The organism is Azospirillum tabaci, from assembly GCF_014596085.1.
Lineage (GTDB): Bacteria > Pseudomonadota > Alphaproteobacteria > Azospirillales > Azospirillaceae > Azospirillum > Azospirillum tabaci.
The window spans coordinates 76110-97634 of record NZ_JACCJY010000005.1 but is presented as its reverse complement, the minus strand read 5'-3'; the positions used below and the strand labels follow the sequence as shown (position 1 = coordinate 97634).

Annotated in this window: 22 protein-coding genes and 2 tRNA genes; 12 read left to right on the top strand and 12 right to left on the bottom strand. The window is 68.3% G+C overall.

The window, feature by feature from the left end; genetic code table 11:
• Positions 1–154 precede the first annotated feature (154 nt).
• The 5 genes from H0B54_RS30400 to H0B54_RS08590 form a co-directional block, all read right to left on the bottom strand.
• Positions 155–493, bottom strand: coding sequence for a con-10 family general stress protein (locus tag H0B54_RS30400; RefSeq protein WP_094303000.1), 339 nt, complete (start codon positions 491–493; stop codon positions 155–157).
• Positions 494–696: 203 nt separating this feature from the next.
• Complete coding sequence (locus H0B54_RS08605; RefSeq protein WP_188259964.1) at positions 697–1653, bottom strand: magnesium transporter MgtE N-terminal domain-containing protein; 957 nt, start codon at positions 1651–1653, stop codon at positions 697–699.
• Positions 1650–2360 carry a DUF6468 domain-containing protein gene (locus H0B54_RS08600; RefSeq protein ID WP_188259963.1) on the bottom strand — a complete coding sequence of 237 codons (711 nt, stop codon included), beginning with the start codon at positions 2358–2360 and terminating at the stop codon, positions 1650–1652. The genes H0B54_RS08605 and H0B54_RS08600 overlap by 4 nt, the downstream gene beginning before the upstream one ends.
• Positions 2357–3439, bottom strand: a complete 1083-nt coding sequence (gene fliM, locus H0B54_RS08595; protein WP_035674995.1) for a flagellar motor switch protein FliM — start codon at positions 3437–3439, stop codon at positions 2357–2359. The genes H0B54_RS08600 and fliM overlap by 4 nt, the downstream gene beginning before the upstream one ends.
• A gap of 18 nt (positions 3440–3457) precedes the next feature.
• Positions 3458–3979: a flagellar basal body-associated FliL family protein gene (locus tag H0B54_RS08590; RefSeq protein WP_014240986.1), complete on the bottom strand. Its 522-nt coding sequence runs from the start codon at positions 3977–3979 to the stop codon at positions 3458–3460.
• A 493-nt stretch (positions 3980–4472) separates the two neighbouring features.
• On the opposite strand from H0B54_RS08590, the gene flgF reads away from it, so the two are divergent.
• From flgF to flgH, 4 genes are read left to right on the top strand one after another with little or no spacing between them, the layout of a single operon-like run.
• The gene (flgF, locus tag H0B54_RS08585; protein WP_188259962.1) at positions 4473–5195 is read left to right on the top strand and encodes a flagellar basal-body rod protein FlgF; all 723 of its coding nucleotides are present in this window, start codon (positions 4473–4475) and stop codon (positions 5193–5195) included.
• Between the two features lie 25 nt (positions 5196–5220).
• A complete protein-coding gene (gene flgG / locus H0B54_RS08580) occupies positions 5221–6006 on the top strand; it encodes a flagellar basal-body rod protein FlgG (protein WP_094303005.1) in 786 nt (261 codons plus the stop codon).
• 44 nt (positions 6007–6050) lie between these two features.
• A complete protein-coding gene (gene flgA, locus H0B54_RS08575; protein ID WP_188259961.1) occupies positions 6051–6842 on the top strand; it encodes a flagellar basal body P-ring formation chaperone FlgA in 792 nt (263 codons plus the stop codon).
• 12 nt (positions 6843–6854) lie between these two features.
• Entirely contained in the window at positions 6855–7640 is a 786-nt protein-coding gene (gene flgH / locus H0B54_RS08570) for a flagellar basal body L-ring protein FlgH (protein WP_246472410.1), read from the top strand.
• 171 nt (positions 7641–7811) lie between these two features.
• Here the strand turns inward: flgH and H0B54_RS08565 are convergent, their stop codons facing one another.
• The 3 genes from H0B54_RS08565 to H0B54_RS08555 all read right to left on the bottom strand — a co-directional run bounded on the left by H0B54_RS08565 (position 7812) and on the right by H0B54_RS08555 (position 9979).
• The gene (locus H0B54_RS08565) at positions 7812–8198 is read right to left on the bottom strand and encodes a hypothetical protein (protein WP_188259960.1); all 387 of its coding nucleotides are present in this window, start codon (positions 8196–8198) and stop codon (positions 7812–7814) included.
• A 755-nt stretch (positions 8199–8953) separates the two neighbouring features.
• Positions 8954–9373, bottom strand: a complete 420-nt coding sequence (gene dksA / locus H0B54_RS08560) for an RNA polymerase-binding protein DksA (RefSeq protein WP_035675009.1) — start codon at positions 9371–9373, stop codon at positions 8954–8956.
• A 189-nt stretch (positions 9374–9562) separates the two neighbouring features.
• Entirely contained in the window at positions 9563–9979 is a 417-nt protein-coding gene (locus tag H0B54_RS08555) for a flagellar assembly protein FliX (protein ID WP_014240995.1), read from the bottom strand.
• A 297-nt stretch (positions 9980–10276) separates the two neighbouring features.
• On the opposite strand from H0B54_RS08555, the gene H0B54_RS08550 reads away from it, so the two are divergent.
• From H0B54_RS08550 to H0B54_RS08520, 7 genes are all read left to right on the top strand, one after another.
• Positions 10277–11410 (top strand): flagellar basal body P-ring protein FlgI, encoded by a 1134-nt coding sequence (locus tag H0B54_RS08550; RefSeq protein ID WP_188260077.1) that lies wholly within the window; start codon positions 10277–10279, stop codon positions 11408–11410.
• Positions 11410–11817, top strand: a complete 408-nt coding sequence (locus H0B54_RS08545; protein ID WP_188259959.1) for a rod-binding protein — start codon at positions 11410–11412, stop codon at positions 11815–11817. The genes H0B54_RS08550 and H0B54_RS08545 overlap by 1 nt, the downstream gene beginning before the upstream one ends.
• Positions 11810–12325, top strand: coding sequence for a flagellar basal-body protein (locus H0B54_RS08540; protein WP_094303010.1), 516 nt, complete (start codon positions 11810–11812; stop codon positions 12323–12325). Before H0B54_RS08545 ends, H0B54_RS08540 begins: the two co-directional genes overlap by 8 nt.
• 227 nt (positions 12326–12552) lie before the next feature.
• On the top strand, positions 12553–14568 hold the full coding sequence (locus tag H0B54_RS08535) for a flagellar hook-length control protein FliK (RefSeq protein WP_188259958.1): 2016 nt from the start codon (positions 12553–12555) through the stop codon (positions 14566–14568).
• 40 nt (positions 14569–14608) lie between these two features.
• Positions 14609–15337, top strand: a complete 729-nt coding sequence (locus tag H0B54_RS08530) for a flagellar hook assembly protein FlgD (protein WP_094303012.1) — start codon at positions 14609–14611, stop codon at positions 15335–15337.
• A 175-nt stretch (positions 15338–15512) separates the two neighbouring features.
• Entirely contained in the window at positions 15513–15875 is a 363-nt protein-coding gene (gene sciP, locus H0B54_RS08525) for a CtrA inhibitor SciP (RefSeq protein ID WP_425490023.1), read from the top strand.
• A 234-nt stretch (positions 15876–16109) separates the two neighbouring features.
• Positions 16110–16565, top strand: a complete 456-nt coding sequence (locus H0B54_RS08520) for a MaoC family dehydratase (protein ID WP_188259957.1) — start codon at positions 16110–16112, stop codon at positions 16563–16565.
• Between the two features lie 85 nt (positions 16566–16650).
• Here the strand turns inward: H0B54_RS08520 and H0B54_RS08515 are convergent.
• Both H0B54_RS08515 and H0B54_RS08510 read right to left on the bottom strand, forming a co-directional pair.
• A tRNA-Lys gene (locus tag H0B54_RS08515) sits at positions 16651–16726 on the bottom strand.
• A gap of 76 nt (positions 16727–16802) precedes the next feature.
• Positions 16803–16878: transfer RNA gene (locus tag H0B54_RS08510), tRNA-Lys, on the bottom strand.
• A 294-nt stretch (positions 16879–17172) separates the two neighbouring features.
• Here H0B54_RS08510 and H0B54_RS08505 point away from each other — a divergent pair.
• Complete coding sequence (locus tag H0B54_RS08505) at positions 17173–18699, top strand: class I SAM-dependent methyltransferase (RefSeq protein WP_188259956.1); 1527 nt, start codon at positions 17173–17175, stop codon at positions 18697–18699.
• A 15-nt stretch (positions 18700–18714) separates the two neighbouring features.
• On the opposite strand, the gene H0B54_RS08500 is transcribed toward H0B54_RS08505, so the two are convergent.
• Both H0B54_RS08500 and H0B54_RS08495 read right to left on the bottom strand, forming a co-directional pair.
• The gene (locus H0B54_RS08500; protein ID WP_188259955.1) at positions 18715–19512 is read right to left on the bottom strand and encodes a DUF2243 domain-containing protein; all 798 of its coding nucleotides are present in this window, start codon (positions 19510–19512) and stop codon (positions 18715–18717) included.
• A gap of 66 nt (positions 19513–19578) precedes the next feature.
• The gene (locus tag H0B54_RS08495) at positions 19579–21381 is read right to left on the bottom strand and encodes an ABC transporter transmembrane domain-containing protein (RefSeq protein ID WP_343068918.1); all 1803 of its coding nucleotides are present in this window, start codon (positions 21379–21381) and stop codon (positions 19579–19581) included.
• Positions 21382–21525 lie beyond the last annotated feature (144 nt).

Genomic DNA, 21525 nt, shown 5'->3' with positions numbered 1-21525 from the left:
TCAAAGAGAGATGCGGCAATTTGTTTCAATCGGAGTCCACAGAACGGACAAAGGGCCGCCTTGGGGGGCGGCCCTTCTTCACCGTTGCACAGAGCGACTGTTCCGTCAGGCTAGTTCGCCAACAAAACAGTCAGGGGTGAAACAGTCCCGGCGGTCAGCTCCCGCTGCTCCGCCCGCCGCCATGGCTGTGTTCGCCGCCCTTGCGGCCCGCTTCCGATGCGCGTTCCGGGTCGTTCTTGAAGTTGCCACCGGACGCCTGACCACCCTTGTGGCCGGCTTCCGCCGCACGTTCCGGATCGTTCTTGAAGTTGCCGCCGGACGCCTGGCCACCCTTGTGGCCGGCTTCAGCGGCGCGCTCCGGGTCGTTCTTGAAGTTGCCGCCGGAAACCTGGCCGCCCTTGTGGCCGGCTTCGGCCGCACGTTCCGGATCGTTCTTGAAGTTGCCGCCGGAATGCTGACCGCCCGAGCTACGGCCCTGGTTCTGGTCGTTCATCTTGTCTCCTTCCTTCTTGTTGTTGGGCAAACTTGCGTTGCCCGAACACGCCGGAGCCAACATGAACCGAAGCCAACCGTTGCGGAGCTTCTACCATCCTGACAGTACGTATACGTATATTCAGCAGATACGGGGCTGGCACTGGGTATGACCATCCGCAAGGTCATACCCAGCCCTCACCTCATCGCAACCAAAAGGCGTATTCAATTCTTCGGTCCCGCGGGCAGACCGCGCCGCTCGATGAGTGCGGAGGTGAGTTCCTTCGCCTTCAGCGGGTCCATCGCGGCCAGGATCGGCGCCGTCTTGGTTTCCTTCATCCGCTCCACCACCCCCAGCAGGACGGGCATGTCCAGTTCCTCGAAGATGCGGGCGGCTTCCTTGGGCTTCATCGTCTCGTAGATCTTCACGAGGCTTTCGAGCTGGGCGGCCTGCTTCTCGTCGCCCTGGCGCATCAGCTTCTGGATGTCGGTGCGGACCTTGTCCATCTCCTGCACCTTCTGATCGATTCGCTTCTCAGCGGCGGTCAGCAGCGCTTCGCGCTGCTCCAGCTCCTTCGTGCGGCGCTCGATCTCGGCGCGGCGCTCGGCGAAATGCTGGAGCAGTTCCTCGTTCTTCACCGGGCCGAGGGCGGCGTTGTCCGGCGGCGTCGGGTTGGGCGGCGCGCCGTTGCTCGACCCGCCCTGGGCCGGAGCCGGTTCGGGCGAGGGCTTGGCGCCGTTGGCGGCAAGCTGCATCGGCGGGGCCGGAACGGCGCTCTGCCCCTGCGCCAGGGTCGCCGGGAACTCCGGCAGACGGGCGTCGCGCGTGGTGATCCGCCACAGGTCGCCGACACGCACCCCCAGCATCAGGACGGCGACGAAGATGGTCAGCGGCAGGATGCGGAACCGCCACGCCTTCAGCTTCTCGCGCATCCGTTCCGAAAGCGGACGGCGTGGTACGGCGGGCTTGCGCTTGGCCTTGGCTTTCACCCTGGCCTTCGGCTTCGCTTTGGCCGCGCTTTGAACGGCGGGTTGCGCGGCGCCTTGGGCCGGTGGCTGACCGGCCACGCTCGGGCTGGTGCGTACGCCGGTCGGGGTGGCCCCGGCCGGGCGGATGACGACTTTGGGCTCCCCGCCGCCGACGGCAGCGGACGCGCCTTTCGTGGTGGTGGCGTCGCTCATCCGACCCCCTTGCCGGCGTTCTCGATGGCTTGCAGAAGTTCACGTTCGGCGCGGGACAGGCTCTCACCCTCGCGCACCATGGGATCGGGCGCCGGCGCCGGGCGGCGCGCTAAAGGATCGGCCCGCAACGGGTCGGCGCGCAGCGGCTCGTTCCGGAAGACGGCGGAGCGCAGCGGCGGCAGGTCGTCGTGATCGTCGTGATCGATGTGACCATCGTCGCGGAGATCGTGGCCATGGAGATCGTGGTCATCGTGATCGTGATCGTCGTGACCGTGATCATCCTCGACGATCGGGCGCGGAGCGGCAATCGGGCGCGAGGCGGCGGGCGGTCGGGCGGACAGGCCGGGGCGCGCCGCCGGACGCGCCGCGGGACCCGGCTTCGGGCGCTCTCCGCCGACGTTGCCCAGCCGGTTCGCCATGGCGTCGGCGGCCTCGATCATGAATTCCAGCTCGTCGCGCAGGGTCTGCGCCTTGGCGACCGTGCGCTGCAGATCGTCGCCGGTTTCGTGGGCCGTCTTCTTCAGACCGCGCACGCCGGTTTCGGCGCGCGACATGGCCTCGTTCAGGCCGCGCACCAGCTCGGCCATCTCGCCGCGGCTCTCGCGCAGCTTGATGATCTGCCGGTTGAGGATGATCGCGTAGGCGATGGTCGCGGCGAGCAGCCCCACCATCACCAGATCGAGGACGAGCGTGAGGGTCGGGCTCATAGCCGCATGACCTCCTGCTTGGGCAGCTCCCGCTCGATCCGCACGGCGATGTGTCCGCCCTTGCGGCCCATGCGGCCTTGGAACATGGAAACGTCGCCGCAGCGCAGCTCGATGGTGCCGTCCGGCGTGGCGTTCAAAAGGATTCGCGTGCCGACGCGCCAGTTCAGCACGTCGTGGAGGGTCATCGTCACCTCGTCCAGAACCGCGGAGATGTCCACGTCGGTGACCAGCAGTTCCGAGGCGAGGTGGGTTTCCCAGATCGAGTCGCGGCCGAACTTCTCACCCATGAACATCTGGAGCAGAAGCTCGCGCACCGGCTCCAGCGTCGCGTAGGGGATCATCAGCTCCAGACGCCCGCCGCGATCCTCCATGTCGATGCGCAGCTTGACCAGCACCGCCGCGTTGGCCGGGCGCGCGATCGTGGCGAAGCGTGGGTTCGTCTCCAGCCGGTCGAAGCGGAAGGTGACGGGCGACAGCGGGTCGAAGGCGGCGGACAGGTCGGACAGCACCACATGGACCATGCGCTCCACGAGGTTGCGCTCGATGGTCGTGTAGGGGCGGCCTTCGATGCGCATCGCCGCCGTGCCGCGCCGGCCGCCCAGCAGCACGTCCACAATGGAATAGATCAGGGCCGAATCCACGACCATGAGGCCGTAGTTGTCCCACTCCTCCGCCTTGAAGACGGACAGCATCGCCGGCAGCGGGATGGAGTTCAGGTAATCGCCGAAGCGCACCGAGGAGATCTGGTCGAGGCTGACCTCGACGTTGTCGGAGGTGAAGTTGCGCAAGCTGGTGGACATCATGCGGACGAGGCGGTCGAAGACCACCTCCAGCATGGGCAGGCGTTCGTAGTTGACCAGCGCCGAGTTGACCAGCGCCATGATGCCGGAGTTGTCGCCGTCCCCGGCCCCGCCCTGGTCGAAGCCGAGCAGGCTGTCGATCTCGTCCTGGTTCAGGACGCGGGTCGAGCCGCCGCCGCCCATGTCCGCCATGTCGCCCATGTCGCCGCCGTCTTCGGCGAGGGCGGCCCATTCGGCGGCAAGGCGTTCTTCTTCGCTCAGTTCCTCGGTGTTGCTCATGGCCCGTTTCCGCCGCCCCTACTGGACCAGCATTTCCTTGAACAGAACGTCCTTGACCTTCACCGGATGGGCGGACGCGGTGATCCGCATCAGCAGCTCCTGGCGCAGGCGGTACATGCCCGCCGATCCCTTCAGATCCTCCAGCCGCAATTCGCGCAGATAGACCTGGAAGTTGTCGATGATGCGCGGCAGCACATGCTCGATCGCCGGTATGTCCTCGCCCTTGGCAAGCTGGATCGAGATCTTGATCTTCAGGAAGGCCGGACGCTTGCCACTGCTGTTCAGGTTCACCAGCATGTCCGGCAGGTCGTAGAAGACCGGCGCCGCGTGCGGATCGGGCTGCGCCGGTTCCGCCGGCACCTCCGCATGCTCCTCCTTCTTGCCGAGCAGCGAATCGAGCAGGCCGCTGAAATACACGCCCGCCCCGGCACCGATCAGCAGGACCAGCGGCAGGATGACGAAAAGGACCAGCTTCTTGCCGCTGAATTTCTTGCGCGGCAGGCCATCGGTCGAAACGTCGTCTTCAGCGTGCGCGGTCATGGAATCCTAAGCGCGAGCGGTGGCGGAGCGTGGCCTTACCAGCCCAGCAACCCTATCTTTCGGATAGTTAACAAAGCCTTTCAGGCATGGCCTGGGGCTGTGACAGAAGCGCAACCACAGGCGGCGGCACGGTTCTTGATTGGGGCATCGCCGGAAATCCCCGTCAACCGAGGAGCGAACGCCCGAGCCACACCCGCAGCCCACTTCAACCGCACCGCCCCGCCTCCCCGCCACCCGTCCGCCCGCTTCAGGCGAAAGGAGCGGCCTTGCGATCCGCGCGCCTCCCGCGCCGCGGCAACGGGACGCTTTTGCCCGGTGTCGGGCGGCAGCCCTTGCCATCCCACCGGCAGTTCTTGCCCGGCAGGCGCTTCCCCGTCACCGCCACCGGCCATCGCCGCCGCCTTTCCAGCCCTCTCCAGCGCTGGCACGTTCCGTGCATTGCCCTTGGCGCCGGTCGGGACGCTCCCCCGGCCCGAATGGAAAGAGGTCGCCGATGGAAAACCCGATCTACGTGTCCCTGTCGCGCCAGATGACCCTGCGCCGCCAGCTGGACGTGATCTCGAACAACATCGCGAACATGAACACCACGGGCTTCAAGCAGCAGCGCATGCTGTTCACGGAGTTCCTGGAGCGTCCGGGCATGCACGAGCAGGTCAGCTTCGTGCAGGACCGCGCCGTGGTGCGCGACCTCTCGGCCGGCGGGATGATGCAGACCGGCAACCCGCTGGACTTGGCGCTGACCGGTCACGGCTACTTCACGGTCGATACGGCGAGCGGCCCCCGCTACACCCGCGCCGGCAACTTCCGCCTGAACGACCAGCGCCAGATCGTCGACGGCGGCGGCCTGCCGGTCCTGGGCGACAACGGCCAGCCCCTCGCCATCCCGAACGGCACGAGGGACATCATGGTGTCCGGTGACGGCACCGTCTCCACCGAACTGGGTCAGGTGGGCCGGCTGAACATCGTCACCTTCCGCAACGAGCAGCTGATGACCGAGGTCGGCGCCGGCCTCTATGTCAGCGACGAGGAGCCGCAGGCGGCCCCCGCCGACACGAAGGTGGCACAGGGAATGCTAGAGAATTCGAACGTGAAGCCGGTGGTCGAGATGACGGCGCTGATCGAGATCCAGCGCCAGTACCAGTCCAACCAGAAGCTGATCGAAAACGAGCACGAGCGCATCCGCAGCGCCATCCAGAAGCTGGGCCGCACGGCCTGATCGACCGCGTAAAGGAGCAAGAACCATGCGCAGCCTCGCCATCGGCGCCACCGGCATGATCGCCCAGCAGCTGAACGTCGAAACCATCTCGAACAACATCGCCAACGCGACGACCACCGGCTTCAAGAAGCAGCGGGCCGAGTTCCAGGACCTGCTGTACCAGAACTTCCGCCGCATCGGCTCCACCTCGTCGGACGCCGGCACCATCGTGCCGACCGGCGTGCAGGTGGGTGCGGGCGTGCGCGTCGCCGCGGTGGCCCGCGTGCTGGAGCAGGGCAACCTGACCGTCACCGACAACAAGCTGGACGTCGCCGTCAACGGCTCCGGCTATTTCCAGGTGCAGCTCCCCAGCGGCGACACGGCCTATACCCGCGCCGGCAATTTCAAGCTGTCGCCGGAGGGCATCATCGTCACCGCCGACGGTTATCCGGTGCAGCCGGCCATCACCATCCCGGCGGAAGCCGTGGACGTCGCCATCAACGCCTCGGGCGAGGTGATGGTGAAGCTGGATGGCCAGGTGGCCCAGCAGAACGTCGGCCAGCTCCAGCTCGCCACCTTCGCCAACGCGGCCGGCCTGGAAGCCGTCGGCGACAACCTGTTCCTGCAGACCGGCGCCTCGGGCGAGGCGGTCAACGGCAACCCCGGCGCTCCCGGCTTCGGCCGCGTGGTGCAGGGCGCGCTGGAGACCTCCAACGTCAACATCGTGCAGGAGATCACTACCCTGATCTCGGCCCAGCGCGCCTACGAGATGAACTCCAAGGTCATCAAGACCACCGACGAGATGATGCAGCAGGCTTCGCAGCTCCGCTGATGCCGTCATCGTCCTAAGGCCCGTTCTTGCAAGGAAGTCCCGTCATGCCCCGCCCCGCCCTCCGCATCCTCGGCACCGCCCTTCTCGCCGCCGCCCTCGCCGGCGGCCAGACGGTCTTTGCCCAGACGGCCCTCGCCCAGACGGCCCTCGCCCAGACGATGGACGGCACCGCGGCGGCGACTCAAGCGGTGGTCTACAGTCCGGCCCACGTCGAGGCGGTGCTGTCCGACGCGCTGTCCCGTCAGATCACCACGGGACGCCTGCAGATGGAGCTGGACAACCGGGCGGTGGAATTGCGCGCCCCGGCGGGCGCCGGCAGCCTGACGGTGGAGAACCTCTACTACAACCCGGCGCAGGGCCGCTTCGCCGCCGAGATGATCGTGGCCGACACCCGCCCGGTCGTGCGCCTTCCGGTGTCGGGTCGTGCCTATGGCGTGGTTCAGGTGCCGGTCCTGTCGCGGCGCATCGCGCCCGGCGACGTGATCGGCCCCGGCGACGTGGATTGGCAGGACGTGCGCGCCGACCTCGCCGGCAGCGACATCGCCGCCACCGACGCCCAGCTCATCGGCCTGACTCCCCGGCGCGGCGTCCCCGTGAACCAGCCGGTCCGGCTGCGCGACCTGCAGTCGCCGCGGGTCGTGGACAAGGGCGCTCTGGTCACCATCACGCTGGCCACCGAGAACCTGACCCTGTCGGCCCAGGGCAAGGCCCTGCAGGACGGCGGCCGGGGCGACGTGATCCGCGTCATCAACACCCAGTCGAACCGCATCCTCGAAGCGACCGTCGCCGGCCCCAACACCGTCGCCGTGGCAAAGCCCGGCGTCATTGCGAAGTAAGGAGAAAGCTCCATGCGCGCCTTCAAGATGCCCGCCCCCACGAACACCGCCCGCACGGCTTTCCGCTTCGCTCTGCTCGCCGCCGTCGCCGCCGGCCTCCCCGCCTGCAACGCCATGTCGCGCGTGGCGGACATCGGCTCCGCTCCGGAGCTTACCAAGATCAAGGACCCGCAGGCCCAGCCCGGCTACCAGCCCGTCAGCCTGCCAATGCCCACCCCGCTGCCGACGGAGCGCAACCCGAACTCCCTGTGGCGGACCGGCGCCAAGGCCTTCTTCAAGGACCAGCGCGCGGCCAAGGTCGGCGATCTGCTGACTGTCGACATCCAGATCAACGATCAGGCCCAGCTCAACAACCAGACCACCCGCACCCGCGGCAACTCCGAGAAGGCCGGCATGCCGAGCTTCCTCGGCTTCGAGGGCAAGGCCCTGCAGCACGTCCTTCCCGACGGGGTGAGCGCCGACAGCCTGGTGGACCTCTCCAGCTCGACCTCCAACGACGGCAAGGGCGCCATCAACCGCAAGGAGCAGATCACCCTCAAGGTCGCCGCTCTGGTCACCCAGTCGCTGCCCAACGGCAACATGGTGATCCAGGGCCGCCAGGAGGTCCGGGTGAACTACGAGGTGCGCGACCTCATCATCACCGGCGTGATCCGGCCGGAGGACATCACCGCGCAGAACACCATCAGCTACGAGAAGGTCGCCGAGGCCCGCATCTCCTACGGCGGACGCGGCCAGATCACCGACGTGCAGCAGCCCCGCTACGGCCAGCAGCTCTTTGACATCATCATGCCCTTCTAAGGACGTTGCGGGAACGCAGGGCTGAAAAGAACCGGCCATCGTTCCGGAAGGGGCGCCAATCCCCTTCCGGCCGGCGGCCGGGAGCCTCGGCCGGTCCACATGCATGTGGGCGGGAAGTTTCTGCCGCCCGGCCGGATCTGCCGCGCCCCTTCCTGCCGCCCCTCGCCCCCGTCACCCGTTCCGAGCCAGAAGCGCCTCGTAACGCCGGGCGGTTTCCCGCATCTCCTCCAGGATCTGGCGCTGCTCTTCGTTCACCGTCCGGGTGCGTTCCGCATCGGCACGCGCTTGCTCGGCATGAAGCCGGGCTTCCTCGGCGAAACGCCGGGTGGCCTCATGGAGCAGCCGCGCCTGTTCCTCGGCGCGCCTCGCCTCCTCCGCTGCAAGTCTGGCCTCCTCGGCGGACCGGCGAAGCTCTTCGTCCAGAATGCGCGTCTCCTCAGCGTCCTGCCGCTGCGCCTCGCCGGTGATCCGCCCCTCTTCCGCGATAAGTCGCGCGCCCTCCGCCTCGACCTGGTGCTGAAAGCTCGCGGCCCGTTCCTTTTCGGCCGCGTCGCGCATCCGTTCCGCCCCGGCACGGGCGTCTTCGGCCCTGCCGCGCCGCGCCTCGCTGCGCCGACGCCAATCCTCCGCGTCAGCGTCCCGTGCCTCAACGTGGTTCACCGGATGGTATCTCTGAGTCATGAGCCTTCCCTTTCAACAGGCGGCGAGACCCTTCCAACGCCTTCTCGGCGGAGCGCAGACGCTCGCAGGATCGGGCCAGGAGGCGCTTCCTCCGTGTTTGCGTCTCACGGACCAGGGCCTTCAATGTCTCGATCCGCTTCAGTACGTCCATCTCACCGTCAACAGGCCGTTCTGGCAACCCGCACCATGGGGCCGAGCAGGCAGCTGAGCCGGGTGCGCCGTCAGGCGCGCGAAAGCGCCACACCGAACGGCGAGGCGGTCATCGGAAGACGTTCTTCAAACGGCGACGGGGGCGATAGGGAGTGGCAAGCCGTTTCCCGGGGTGGCCGGGACCGGTCGGGGCGGGTAGCTTGATGGCTCATTGCAGCGGGCTCGCGGCCGGCCCGAGCGAACCAAGCTCCGACAGAGGGGCGGGCCGCCCATTCTTCAGGTCATAGCCAGGACCTTGCCGGAAGGCCCTTGATCGCCGGGATCCCGATGTCGGAGCGCGTGGCCGGTCCGGGGGCGATCGATCGGCGCGACAGCGGCCCCCGACGGACAAAAGCCCCCACCGGGATCGGTGGAGGCTTGTCCAGAGGCGGCGGCCCGAGACGCAGCCAGTGACGCGGCCAGTGACGCGAGTGACCGCCGCGTCAGTCGTCGCGCTGGGTGCGCTCCATGCGCTCATGCCGTTCCTGGGCTTCCAGGCTCAGCGTTGCGATGGGGCGGGCGTCGAGGCGGCGGACGGAGATGGGCTCCCCCGTTTCCTCGCAGTAGCCGTAGGACCCATCCTGCAACCGCTCCAGCGCCGCGTCGATCTTGGAGATCAGCTTGCGCTCGCGGTCACGGGTGCGGAGTTCCAGCGCGCGGTCGGTCTCCGCCGACGCGCGGTCGGCGATGTCCGGTTCCTGGATGCCGCCTTCCTGAAGGCTGCTCAGGGTCTCGCTGGATTCAGCCAGCAGCTCCGCGCGCCAGCGCAGCAGCTTCTGGCGGAAATATTCCCGCATCACGGGATTCATGAACTCCTCGTCTTCCGACGGGGTGTAGTTCTTAGGCAGAAGCGGAGACGACATCCGAGAGCATCCAACGCAAAAGGGTGATCCGGGCGGCGCGGAGTATAGGTAGGCGCATCGGCAACCGCAACCCTGCGCTTCGCCTATCGAAGCGCGAACAAGCCCTTGGAGAAGCAAAGTTTTGTGAAACGTTCAGCGATGGCCGAATGGGCGATGCCGAAAAGCCGGTCCTATGGCTGGAAAAGGCGCTCAGGGGGTGAGCTTCGCCAGCTCGACCTGGGCGCGCAGGTCGATCTGGTCAAGAATGTCGGCCAGCCGCGGGTCGTCCACATGGACGCGGCGCGACTGCACCACCTTCACGAGGTCCATCAGCTTCTGCGCCGGAAGCGTGCCGGCCAGAAGCCCGTGCTGGATCTCCTCCAGCTTGTCGAGCATTTCCTCGGCGCGCATCTTGCCGCGCGAGGCGCGGGCCGTGGCGTCGTCCACCTCCTGCAACGCCAGCACGCTGGCGATGCCGGCGAGCGGCGCCGCGGCATGGACGCCCTGCGCGGTGTTGGTCTCGCCGACGAGCTGCTTGGAAAACGACGCACCGGACGAGCCTTCGGCCTTCCCCGTGCGCCGGACCGAGCTGCTGCCGCGAAGTTTTCCGGGGCCTTCGACTTTCATGTTCCGTGCAACCGGTTTCGGAAAAGCGCGATACTCTAGATGGAAGCACCTTAACATCCGGTCAAGGTTTGCCGCAATCGGGCAAAAATTGCCCCGCTTCCGTGACATAAAGCGGTCGGGCGCCGTGCCAATTTCCGGCCTTTTCATCCGCCTCCGCCGCGTCCCCTTGCCGAACCTGCCCTTCGCCTGCCGTCCGCGGCTCTGGCACGCCGTTTGTATGGGAAGGGGCAGCCGTTGAGGAGTGTCCCTGCCATGACCGCCACCGCCCTGCCCCGCGCCGCCCTGCGCCATGCCGTCATGCCCCGCGCCGCCGTCCTGCTGCGCGCGGTCGCGATGCTGGCTGCGCTGGCCGCGGCGCTGCTTGCGCTGTCGGCGCCGGTCTCGGCCTCGTCGGCGCGCATCAAGGACGTGGTGGATGTCGAGGGTGTGCGCGACAACATGCTGATCGGCTACGGGCTGGTGGTCGGCCTGAACGGCACGGGCGACAGCCTCAACAACTCGCCCTTCACCGAGCAAAGCCTGGTCGGCATGCTGGAGCGGATGGGCGTCAACACCCGCGGCACCAACCTGCGCACCAAGAACGTGGCGGCGGTGATGGTGACGGCGACCCTGCCGCCCTACTCCGCCCAAGGCACCCGCATCGACGCCACCGTGTCGGCGATGGGCGATTCGAAGAGCCTGCTCGGCGGCACGCTGCTGGTCACCCCGCTGCTGGGCGCCGACGGCGAGGTCTACGCCGTGGCCCAGGGGCCGATCGCGGTGTCGGGCTTTTCCGCCCAGGGCCAGGGGGCCAGCGTGACCCGCGGCGTCCCCACCTCCGGCCGCATCTCCTCGGGCGCCATTGTCGAGCGCGAGATCCAATTCTCGCTGGCCGAGCTTCCGGTGCTGCGCCTGTCGCTGCGCAACCCGGACTTCACCACGGCCCAGCGCGTGGCCACCGCCATCAACATCCAGCTCCGCGGCAACCGCGCGCAGGCCACCGATCCGTCCTCGGTCCTGCTGAGCGTGCCGGAGGCCCGGCGCGGCGACATCGTCGGGCTGATCACCGAGATCGAGCAGCTCCGCGTCACCCCCGACCAGGTCGCCCGCGTGGTGGTGGACGAGAAGTCCGGCGTGATCGTGATGGGCGAGAACGTCCGCATCTCCACCGTCGCCATCGCCCAGGGCAACCTGACGATCCGCGTCACCGAGACGCCGCAGGTCAGCCAGCCCGGCCCCTTCAGCCAGGGCGAGACCGCCGTGGTGCCGCGCACCGACATCCAGGTGGACGACCAGTCCAACAACCGCCTCGCCGTGATGAATTCCGGGGTGACGCTTCAGGAGTTGGTACAATCCTTGAATGCGCTTGGCGTGGGTCCCCGGGACATGATCGCCATCCTTCAGTCGATCAAGGCCGCCGGAGCCCTGCAGGCGGAGATCGAGGTGATCTGATGGATACGACGCTTTCCCTTCCCGGCCTTCCGCCTCCGCGCCTGCCCGCGGCCGCCGAGCGCGCCCAGAGCAACGCCCAATCCAGTGCGCAGGCGAGCTTCCGGGCGGCGGTGCGGACCGATCTGGCCGATCCCAAAAGCGCGGAAAGCAAGGTGGACCCGGCGGTCCGCGCCAAGATCCGCCAATCCGCGAACGAGTTCGAGAGCGTCTTCGTCTCCCAGATGCTGGGCCACATGTTCGACGGGATCGAAGTGGACCAGACCTTCGGCGGCGGCCATGCCGAGGAGATGTTCCGCTCCATGCTGACCAACGAATACGGCAAGCAGGTGTCCCGCAGCGGCGGGTTCGGCATCGCCGATCAGGTTTACCGCGAACTTCTGCGCGCACAGGAGGGCAATCATGGATAAGGTCGACGTCCGTTTCCCGCAGCCGTCCAAGGCTCCCGCCACCAACCTGCCCAAGAACGCGGAGGAGCGCGCCGTCGCCCTGGTCGAGCTGATGAACCGGCTGAGCGCGCATCTGGCGCGCGAGACCGAAGCGGTGATGCGTCACTGCACCAGCGCCGAGCTGGCCCGGCTGGGGCGCGAGAAGCAGCCGATGATGCTGGTCTACGAGGAGGTGTCGCGCCTGCTCCGCGTCGACCGCGAAGGCATGGCCAGCCTGCCCGATGAGGCCAAGGCCCAGCTGCGCGAGGCGACGCGCGGCCTGTACGAGGCGTCCGCCGCCAACGCCGACGCGCTCCGCCGGAACAGCGCGGCGCAGAAGATCCTGGTGGACACCGTGGTCGGCGCCATCAACCGCGCCCGGCAGACCACCACCCCCGCCTACGGCACCGCCCCGGTTCCGCCCCGCGCGACCTACGTCACGCCAAGCCACGGGCCGTCCACCTCCGCCACCCTGAACACCCGGCTCTGACGCTTCCCCAGGCTTCACCGAGATCCGCAGCAAGGGCCGTCCGACCGGGCGGCCCTTCGGCGTTGCCGGGTCCGGCAAGAAGCGCCGGGCACCCGGCGGAATTTGCCGCCCGGCGGCCGGAACTGCCGGGCACGCGATCACAGGGGGGCGCGTCGGCGCCGGCCTGAAACTGGCCCGTTAGTTGCTTCTGGATGGGGTGCACCTGTCCGCTTCGGGGATTCCTTTCCATGGCCATCCAAACGAACATCGCGCCCTCCGCGTTCGAAAGCCTGGTCAGGGGCCAGACCTCCTCCAGCCAGAACACGGCTCCGCGAAGCGACAAGTTCGCCTCCATGATGGACCGGCTGATCAGCGAGGCCGCCACCCGCAAGCGCGATCAGGCCCAGGCGGAAGCCGCGGCCCAGGAACGGCGCAACGCCGCGGCGGGCGCCGCCGATCAAGCTGCTGCAGATCGGGCCGCCGCCAACCGGGCCGCCGACCGCAAGGCCGCGGAGCGCAGCCCGCCATCGCGCCCCGAACCCATCCGCGCGGAACCGGCAAAGCCGCGGCAGTCCGCTGAATCCACCTCCCAGGCCACTGCCCAGGCCGCTGCCCAGCGCACCGCCGAACGCAAGGACGCCCGCGCGTCCGACGCGGCGAAGGCCGGCGACTCCGCCCACGCGACGCGCACCGAACGGCGGGAGGAAGCCGCTGCGAGCCACGCTGCGGCCAAGGACGCGAAGGCCGCCAGCGCCAAGGCGGTGCAGGAAGACGCCGCCGCCAAGCCGGCGCCCACCGATGCCGCCCCGGCCGGCACGACGGAAGAGGTTCCGCCGGACGAAACCGGCGGCGCGATGGGCGATGGCACCGCGCAGGACGATGCCGGCAATCAGGCCGCGGAGGACGGGAACGGCGAGGCGGTGATCCTCGATCTGACCGTCACGGTGACCGAGACCACCGTGGAGCTGGTCACCGCCGACCAATCCACCACCTTGACCGACATGGAGGCCGCCCTGTCGCTGGCCGTCGCCCCGGTGGCCATCGGCACGCCGGATGCCGAAGAGGCCGACAAGACGACGGAAGACGGTGCGATCGAGGCGGCGGCTCCCGTCGAGGCCACGCCGTCCGTCCCCCCGATGCCGGACGGCGACAAGGCCCCTTCGGCGGTTGACGCCGCCGAAGCCGCATTGGCCGCCCTGGCGACCGTCGGCGCTCCCCATCAGGATGGCAAGGCCAAGGTCGCCTCCGACGAGTCCGTGAAAGCCGCAGCCGCGGCCAAGCCGGTCGCGGAAGCGCTTCCGACGATGGCGGACGCCGTGCCGGCGGACGGCTCGCAGACCGAAATCTTCGCGTCCCACACCGAGGCCAAGGACGCCGCCGCCAAGGACAAGCCAGCAAAAGCCGCCGACGCGCTGTCCTCCGGCGCCCTTCCCATCGCCGACCTGCCGAACGACGACAGCGCGCCGCTGCCGCAATCCCTGACCGATCTCGCCGCGGCCAAGGCCAAGGGCGCGAACCGGACCGGGGCGGACGGCGATGCCGGAGCCAACGCCGGCAATCGCGGCAACCAGGACCCGAACGGCAACGCCGCCTTGACGCAGCCTCCGGCGCCCCAGGCACCGGTTGCCGACCCGGCAAAGCCTGCCGGGCAAAGCGCGTTCCTGACCGCTGCCGCTGCGGCCGCAGCCACGGACGCTCCCCCGCCGACCGACAGCGCCGCCCACCCCACCACCCCCACGCACCCGGTTTTCGCCGGGGTCGAGGGCGTGCACACGACGGGCGGCGTGGAGGCGGGGCTGACCACCGCCCAGCTTCGTCCGTCCCGCGGATCCGCCGGTCTGCCGATGGGCGTGCAGGATCAGGTGGCCGTCCACATCCGCAAGAACGTGTCGGACGGCAACGACCAGTTCACCATCAATCTGCGCCCCGCCGAGTTGGGCCGCATCGACATCAAGCTGGAAATCGGCCAGGACGGGCGGGTCACCGCGTCGGTCGCCGTGGAAAAGGCCCAGACCCTCGAACTGCTGCAGCGCGACAGCCGCAATCTGGAACGCGCCTTGCAGGACGCTGGACTGAAGGCGGACAGCAACAGCCTCAACTTCAGCCTGCGCGGCGAAGGCGGCCAGTCGTTCCAGGATTCGGGACGGCAGGGCGGCTCGGGCCGGCGGGGTCGCGGCTTCGGCGGTGGCTCGGGTGAGGTGGAGGATGCGCAGGCCGCCTACACCCTGACGCTGGCCCCGGGCCGCGTCGACATCCAGGCCTGATTCAGACCAGCCGCAGCCATTCCAGCGAAGGACCACGACCATGGCCACCACCAACACCGACTACGGCAGCAGCTGGAACCTGAACCAGACCAAGACGAAGACGGACACCACCACCAAGACCACCAAGAGCGCCGACGAGCAGAAGCTCGACACCGCGGTGAAGGGGCTGGGCGACAACTTCGAGCATTTCCTGAAGCTGCTGACCACGCAGATGCAGAACCAGGACCCGCTGAAGCCCATGGACACGAACGACATGACCAAGCAGTTGGTCGACTTCGCCAACGTGGAGCAGAACATCGGGACCAACAGCCGCCTGGACAAGCTGCTGAAGCTGCAGAACGCCTCGACCAACTCGACCAATCTCGCCTATCTGGGCCGCACGGTCACCTTCGAGGGCGACAGCTTCGACTACACCCAGGGCATGACGGCGGCCCCGCTGGCCTACGAGTTGGAAAAGTCGGCCAAGTCGGTGCGCGTGGACATCCTGGACAGCAAGAACCGCGTCGTCCGGTCGATGACCGGCGAAACCGCCGCCGGCACCAAGCATGTCGTGAACTGGGACTTCAAGGACGACAGCGGCAACGCCGTTCAGCCGGGCCAGTACCGCCTGAACATCGCCCCGGTGTCGGAGAAGAAGGACGACATCATCAAGGCGACCCCCTACACCTTCGGCACGGTCAACGGCATCGGGTCCAACAAGGACGGTGAAACGGTGGTTTCCGTGGGCAGTGTCGAGGTTCCACTGTCCAAGCTCACCAAGGTGTATTGAGGGCCTCGCCCTCCCCCTCATAGGCGTCGTCCAAACGCATGGAAAAAGGCATGGGCATGGGTCCGGATGGGTCTATGCGCCATGCCTTTTATGCTTAAAACATTAACCCTATCGTTTAGGCTTTTGTTAAGCGGAGAAGGGGTAGGTTACCACCAAATCGTGGAATACACTGCTGATGGTGGAGCGTCCGCGCATGTCATCTCGCGAGCTTGAAATGAGCGACGATGGCTCCAGTGGAGCGTCGGTCATCGGTCCAGCAGGACGGCCGATGACAGAAAATGATCTTCCCCCTCCTGATACCAAGCGCTGGGTCATGCGGCGCAAGGCGGAGGTTGTGGCCGGCGTGCGTTCGGGGCTGATCAGCCTTGAGGAAGCGTGCCGCCGCTACACCCTGTCCGTGGAGGAGTTCCTGTCCTGGCAGAGGCTGATCGACAGCCACGGCATGCGGGGCCTGCGCGCCACGCGGCTGCAGGATTATCGTGGGAACCAGCCGCCGCCGTCCGTGCGCGGCCGCATGGCCAGCACCGCCGCCGAATAAGCGACTCTCAACCGTCCGACCGGACCAGACCGCCGCAGGCCCGCCCTGCGGCGTCGTTGTTTTGTGTCTCGGCGCAATTCATGTCTCGGAGCATTGTGTAGGGGCGTTTTCCGTCCCGACATTTTGCGTCCCGGCTGCTTTGCAATTTTTACGTGGCAGGTATCGCTTTCGTTCCTGCCCTTCGAAGGTTAACGCAAAGCGACGGGGCAACCAGCCACGGGAGTCCACCAGCCAATGCGCTATCTCGACGACCTCAGCCCCGGCGACCGCTTCACCGGCGGCCCGGTGACCGTGACGGAGGAGGACATCGTCGCCTTCGCGCGGCAGTTCGACCCGCAGCCCTTCCACCTCGATCCCGAGGCGGCGCGGGACAGCGTCTTCGGCGGGCTGGCAGCCAGCGGCTGGCACACCGCCGGTCTGACCATGCGGATGATCGTCACGGGAGACGGCGCCCTGGCCGACGGCTTCGTCGGGATGGGGGTGGAGGACATCCGCTGGCCCAAGCCCACCCGCCCCGGCGACGTGCTGCGCATCGAAAGCGAGATCCTGGAGGTCCGCGTGTCGGCCAAGCGCCCCGACCGCGGCATCGCCCGCGTGCGCACCACCACCCTCAACCAGGATGGCGAGACCGTGCAGCAGATGACCGCGAACCTACTCGTCCCCCGCCGCCCCGGCGCCGCTCCGGCGTGATCGCGCGAGCGAAGCCCCAAACGCACAAAGGGCCGCCCGAGGGCAGCCCTTTTTGTGTGCGTCGCTGTCGTGCCGTTTGGGGGAATGGTGGGCGCACAAGGACTCGAACCTTGGACCCGCTGATTAAGAGTCAGCTGCTCTACCAACTGAGCTATGCGCCCATTCCCATCCGGGCATCGAAATGCTCGGCGGCGTGAAAGGGGCCTTGGAAAGGATCCCTTTCGGTCTGGAAAGTGATGGTGGGCGCACAAGGACTCGAACCTTGGACCCGCTGATTAAGAGTCAGCTGCTCTACCAACTGAGCTATGCGCCCATCACGTTCCATTCACACCGGCACCGGAGCCTCGTCTCTGTGTCAGGGGGTGCCTGACCGTATCGACTAGGGTTCCTGTCCGGCCAAGCCGTCGTCCCGGCCGGTGTGGCGCGGTTTATAACGAAGGGTCCGGGGCTTGTCGATACCAAAATGGATAGGATCGAATTTTTTTGCAGGGCTCGTTCCGGCTTCGCATTCACCCTTATACCCGCCTTCTTTGGCGGCCTTCTTTGACAGCCTGCCAAGCCCGGCGCTATCACCCTTTCCCAGCGGATGACGAAGGGGTTGGGGATCATGCAGGGCTGGACCGAGGGTTATGTGGACGGGATCGGCTACATCCACGCCTTCTATCGGGAGCTGTCGCCGGCGCTGCTGTCCTTCGCGCTGACCCTGCGCGGCTGGCGGTCCCCGATGGACCTCGCCGGGTCCTTCACCTGCGCGGAAGTCGGCTGCGGCCATGGCGTGAGCAGCGCCGTCCTGGCGGGCTGCCATCCCGACGCCCTGTTCGAGGCGGTGGACTTCAATCCCAGCCACATCGCCGGTGCCCAGCGCCTCGCCGCCGAGGCCGGGCTGGGCAACGCCGCCTTCCTGGAAGAGAGCTTCGCCGAGTACGCGCAAGGCGGGTCCAAGGACCTGGACGTCGTGACGCTGCACGGCGTCTGGTCCTGGGTCAGCGCGGAGAACCGGGCCATCCTTGTGGATCTGCTGAAGCGGCGGCTGAAGCCCGGCGGGCTGGTCTTCGTCAGCTACAACGCCCTGCCCGGCACGCTCGCCTACATGCCGCTGCGCCGTGTCCTGGTCGAGCATTGCGCCGACCGCACCGGCCCGCTGCCGGCACGGATCGAGGAATCCCTGGCCTTCGCCAGCCGCCTGACCGCCCTCAACGCCGGCTGGTTCGCCCAGGCTGACGCGGTGCCGGCGCGGCTGGATTCGCTGAAGCGCAAGTCGCCCAACTACATCGCCCACGAGTATCTGAACCGCGACTGGACCGCCTTCTACCACGCCGACGTGGCGCGGGAACTTGCCGCGGCCAAGCTGGACTTCGCCGGCCCCGCCGTCCCGATGGAGCAGATGGACGAGCTGTCCCTGCCGCCGGACGCCCTGCCCCTGCTGGCCGAGGCGCGCGACCCCGCCTACCGCGAGACCTTGCGCGACCTGCTGACCAACCGCGCCTTCCGCCGCGACCTGTTCGTGAAGGGGGCGGAGCGGCTGACCGCGGCGGAGCGGCGGGACCGGCTGCGCGCCACCCGCTTTGCCCTTCTGGTGTCGCCCGACGATCTGCCGGAGGTGGTTCTGGCCCCGGTCGGGCGCGTGCCCCTGCCCCAGGACCTGCACGGCCCGCTCGCCGAGGCGCTGGCCGCCGGCACGCCGACGCTGGCCGAGTTGTCCGCCCTGCCCGCCTTGGCCCGCCATGGCGAGGAGGCCGTGCTGCGCGCGCTGATGATCCTGACCAGCTTGGCGCTGGCGGCGCCCGCCCTGCCCGAGGCCGGTCAGGCGGCACGCGCGCTCCAGACCGACCGCTTCAACGCCGCCATCCTGGAGCGCAACCGCCGCGACGACACGTTGGACACGCTGGCGTCGCCCGTCCTCGGCTCCGGTGTCGCCCTGTCGCGGCTGGAGGCGCTGTTTCTGTTGGCGCAACGCACCGGCGCCGACCCGGCGGCGACCGCCTGGGAAGCGCTGTCGGCGGATGGTTTCGCCCTGTCCCGCGACGGCGCGCGGCTCGACGGGGAGGAGGCGAATGTGGCGGAACTGCGTGTCCGGTTCGACCGCTTCACCCGTCAGCGGCTGCCGATCCTGTGCCGCCTTGGCGTGGCGTGACCGCGGAGCTGGCCGTCAGGTCCGAAACCAGTCGAGACAGCCGGTCGGCAGCAGCGTGTTGCTGACCAGCAAGGCGCCGTGCCGGTAGAGCGCCGTCGGATTCCCCTCCTCGCCGAGGTCGATCGCCCAGAGCTGACCGGAGGGGTCCTGCCACACCGTCCGGCCGTCCACCGCGGCCACGGCGGCGAACACGTCCGGCGCCGTCGTTCCAGGCTTGAACAGCACCATCACGGTGGTCACGCCCGGCGGCGGCAGGGCGGCGACCGGCCCGGCGATCAGGACCGCCAGCGTCAGGACGACCGGTGCGGTGCGGCCACCGTCACCCGTTCCCCCACTGCGACGCAACCGCCAGCCCGCCACGACGACGACGACGCCGAAGACGGCGAACCACAGCAGGTCCCAGAGCAGCGGGTTCGCCGAGTCCATGCGGATGCGGTGGATGCCGAGAATCCAATGGGACAGGACGCCGTCGAGGATGTGCCAGACACCGAACCCGATCAGCGCGTTGGCGAACAGCAGGCGGTCCGCCCCCGGTTCGGCGAAGCGGCGCCGGCTCCGCCACAGCGCCCACAGGCCGCCCGCCGCGACGAGGTACATCGCGGCGTGGAACAGCCCGTCCGCCAGGATCTGGACGCGGATGTCCTGGACGGCGGAGGATTCGACGGCCGACAGCAGATGGTGCCACTGCAGCACCTGATGCAGCAGAATCCCGTCGAAGAAACCGCCCAGGGCGAAGCCCAGCAGGTATCCTGCCCAGGGAAAGCCCGCCGTGGCCCGTGCCGGTGAAGGAGGATGCGCCGTGTCTGAAAACATGGCCCGACAACCGCCGCAATCACGGACGGGTTCCGGAATCGGCATCCGAACGGCGGCAGAGGGTCCTTACCCGCCGACCAGCCCGGCCTCGTCCGCGGCGCGGTCGAACTGCAGCGCCGCGAGGCGGGCGTAGAGGCCGCCCTCGCGGACCAGATCGGCGTGGCGCCCGGTGGCGACGACGCGCCCCTGCTCCATCACCACGATCCGGTCGGCGTTCAGGACCGTCGCCAGCCGGTGCGCGATGATGATGGTGGTGCGCCGGGTCATCAGCTTGTCCAGCGCGTCCTGCACCATGCGCTCGCTCTCCGCGTCGAGCGCGCTGGTCGCCTCGTCGAGCAGCAGCACCGGCGGGTCGCGCAGGATGGCCCGCGCGATGGACAGGCGCTGGCGCTGGCCGCCGGACAGCCGCACGCCCTTCTCTCCCAGGAAGGTGTCCAGCCCCTCCGGCAACGCCTGCAGGAACTCCAGCGCGTGGGCGGCCTCGGCGGCGGCGAGCACCTCGGCGTCGCTCGCGTCCGGACGCCCGTAGCGGATGTTCTCCCAGGCGTTGGCGGAGAAGACCACCGGGTCCTGCGCCACGAGGCCGAGCCGCCGCCGCACCTCCACCGGGTCGGCGTCGCGGACGTCCACCCCGTCCAGGGCGACCGATCCGGCCTGCGGGTCGTAGAAGCGCAACAGGAGCTGGAACACCGTGGATTTGCCGGAGCCCGATGGGCCGACCAGGGCCACCGTTTCCCCCGGTTCGATCTCCAGCGAGAAATCCTTCAGCGCCGCCCAATCCGGCCGCGACGGGTAGTGGAAGCGCACGTCGCGGAAGGACAGCGCCCCCTGCGCCGGCTCCGGCAGGGCGCGCGGGTTGGCCGGGGCGCGGATTTCCGGTTCGGTGTCGAGCAGGTCGAACAGCCGCTCCGTGGCGCCGGCGGCGCGCTGCAGGTCGCCGGCCACTTCGCTGATCGCCCCGACCGAACCGGCGACGACCACCGAATAGATGATGAAGGCCGAGAGCTGCCCCACCGACAGCCGGCCGGCCAGCACGTCGTGCCCGCCGATCCACAGGATGAGGCCGACCGAGCCGAACACCAGCACGATGACGATCATCGTCATGATGGCCCGCACGGTCACCCGCCGCCGGGCGGTGGTGAAGGCGTCCTCCACCCGCGCCCCGAACAGGCTGCGGTCGATGGTTTCGTGCGTGTAGGCCTGCATCGTGCGGATGGCGCCCAGCGTCTCCTCGACGAAGGAGCCGAGGTCGGCGATCTTGTCCTGACTTGCCCGCGACAGGGCGCGCACACGGCGCCCCAGGATGATGATCGGCAGGATGACAACCGGCACGCCCAGGAACACCAGCCCGGCCAGCTTCGGCGAGGTCACCAGCAGCATCGCCGTGCCGCCCACGAACATCAGCGTGTTGCGCAGCGCGATCGAGACGGAGGAGCCGACCACGGTCTGAAGCACCTCGGTGTCGGTGGTCAGGCGCGTCAGGATCTCGCCGGTCTTGGTCGTCTCGAAGAAGCCGGGGGAGAGCTTCACCACATGATTGTAGACGGCGCGGCGGATGTCGGCCACCACCCGCTCGCCGATCCAGCTCACCAGATAGAAGCGCCCGAAGGTCGAGGCGGCCATCAGCACGATGACCACCAGCAGCACCAGGAGCGCCCGGTCGAGCAGCGCCGAATCGCCCGCGACGAAGCCCTGGTCCACCAGGACGCGCATCCCTTGCCCCAGCCCCAGAACGGTCCCGGCGGCCACGGTCAGGGCCAGCATGGCACCCAGGATCTGCAGCCGGTAAGGCCATAGGAAGGGGAACAGCCGGCGCAGCGGCGACAGGTTGCGGCGGCGCGTTGCGGCGGAGGGCGTCCCTTCGGACACCCGATCGGACGTGACCGGATTGGACTTGGACGAATGACGGGACACCGGGGCTCCCCAGCGGCAGGACGGGCGGCAGGACGATGTGCAGGCGGTGCACGGGGGCAAGCTCGGCATATAGCAAGAGGGGGACCTATGAACAAGGTA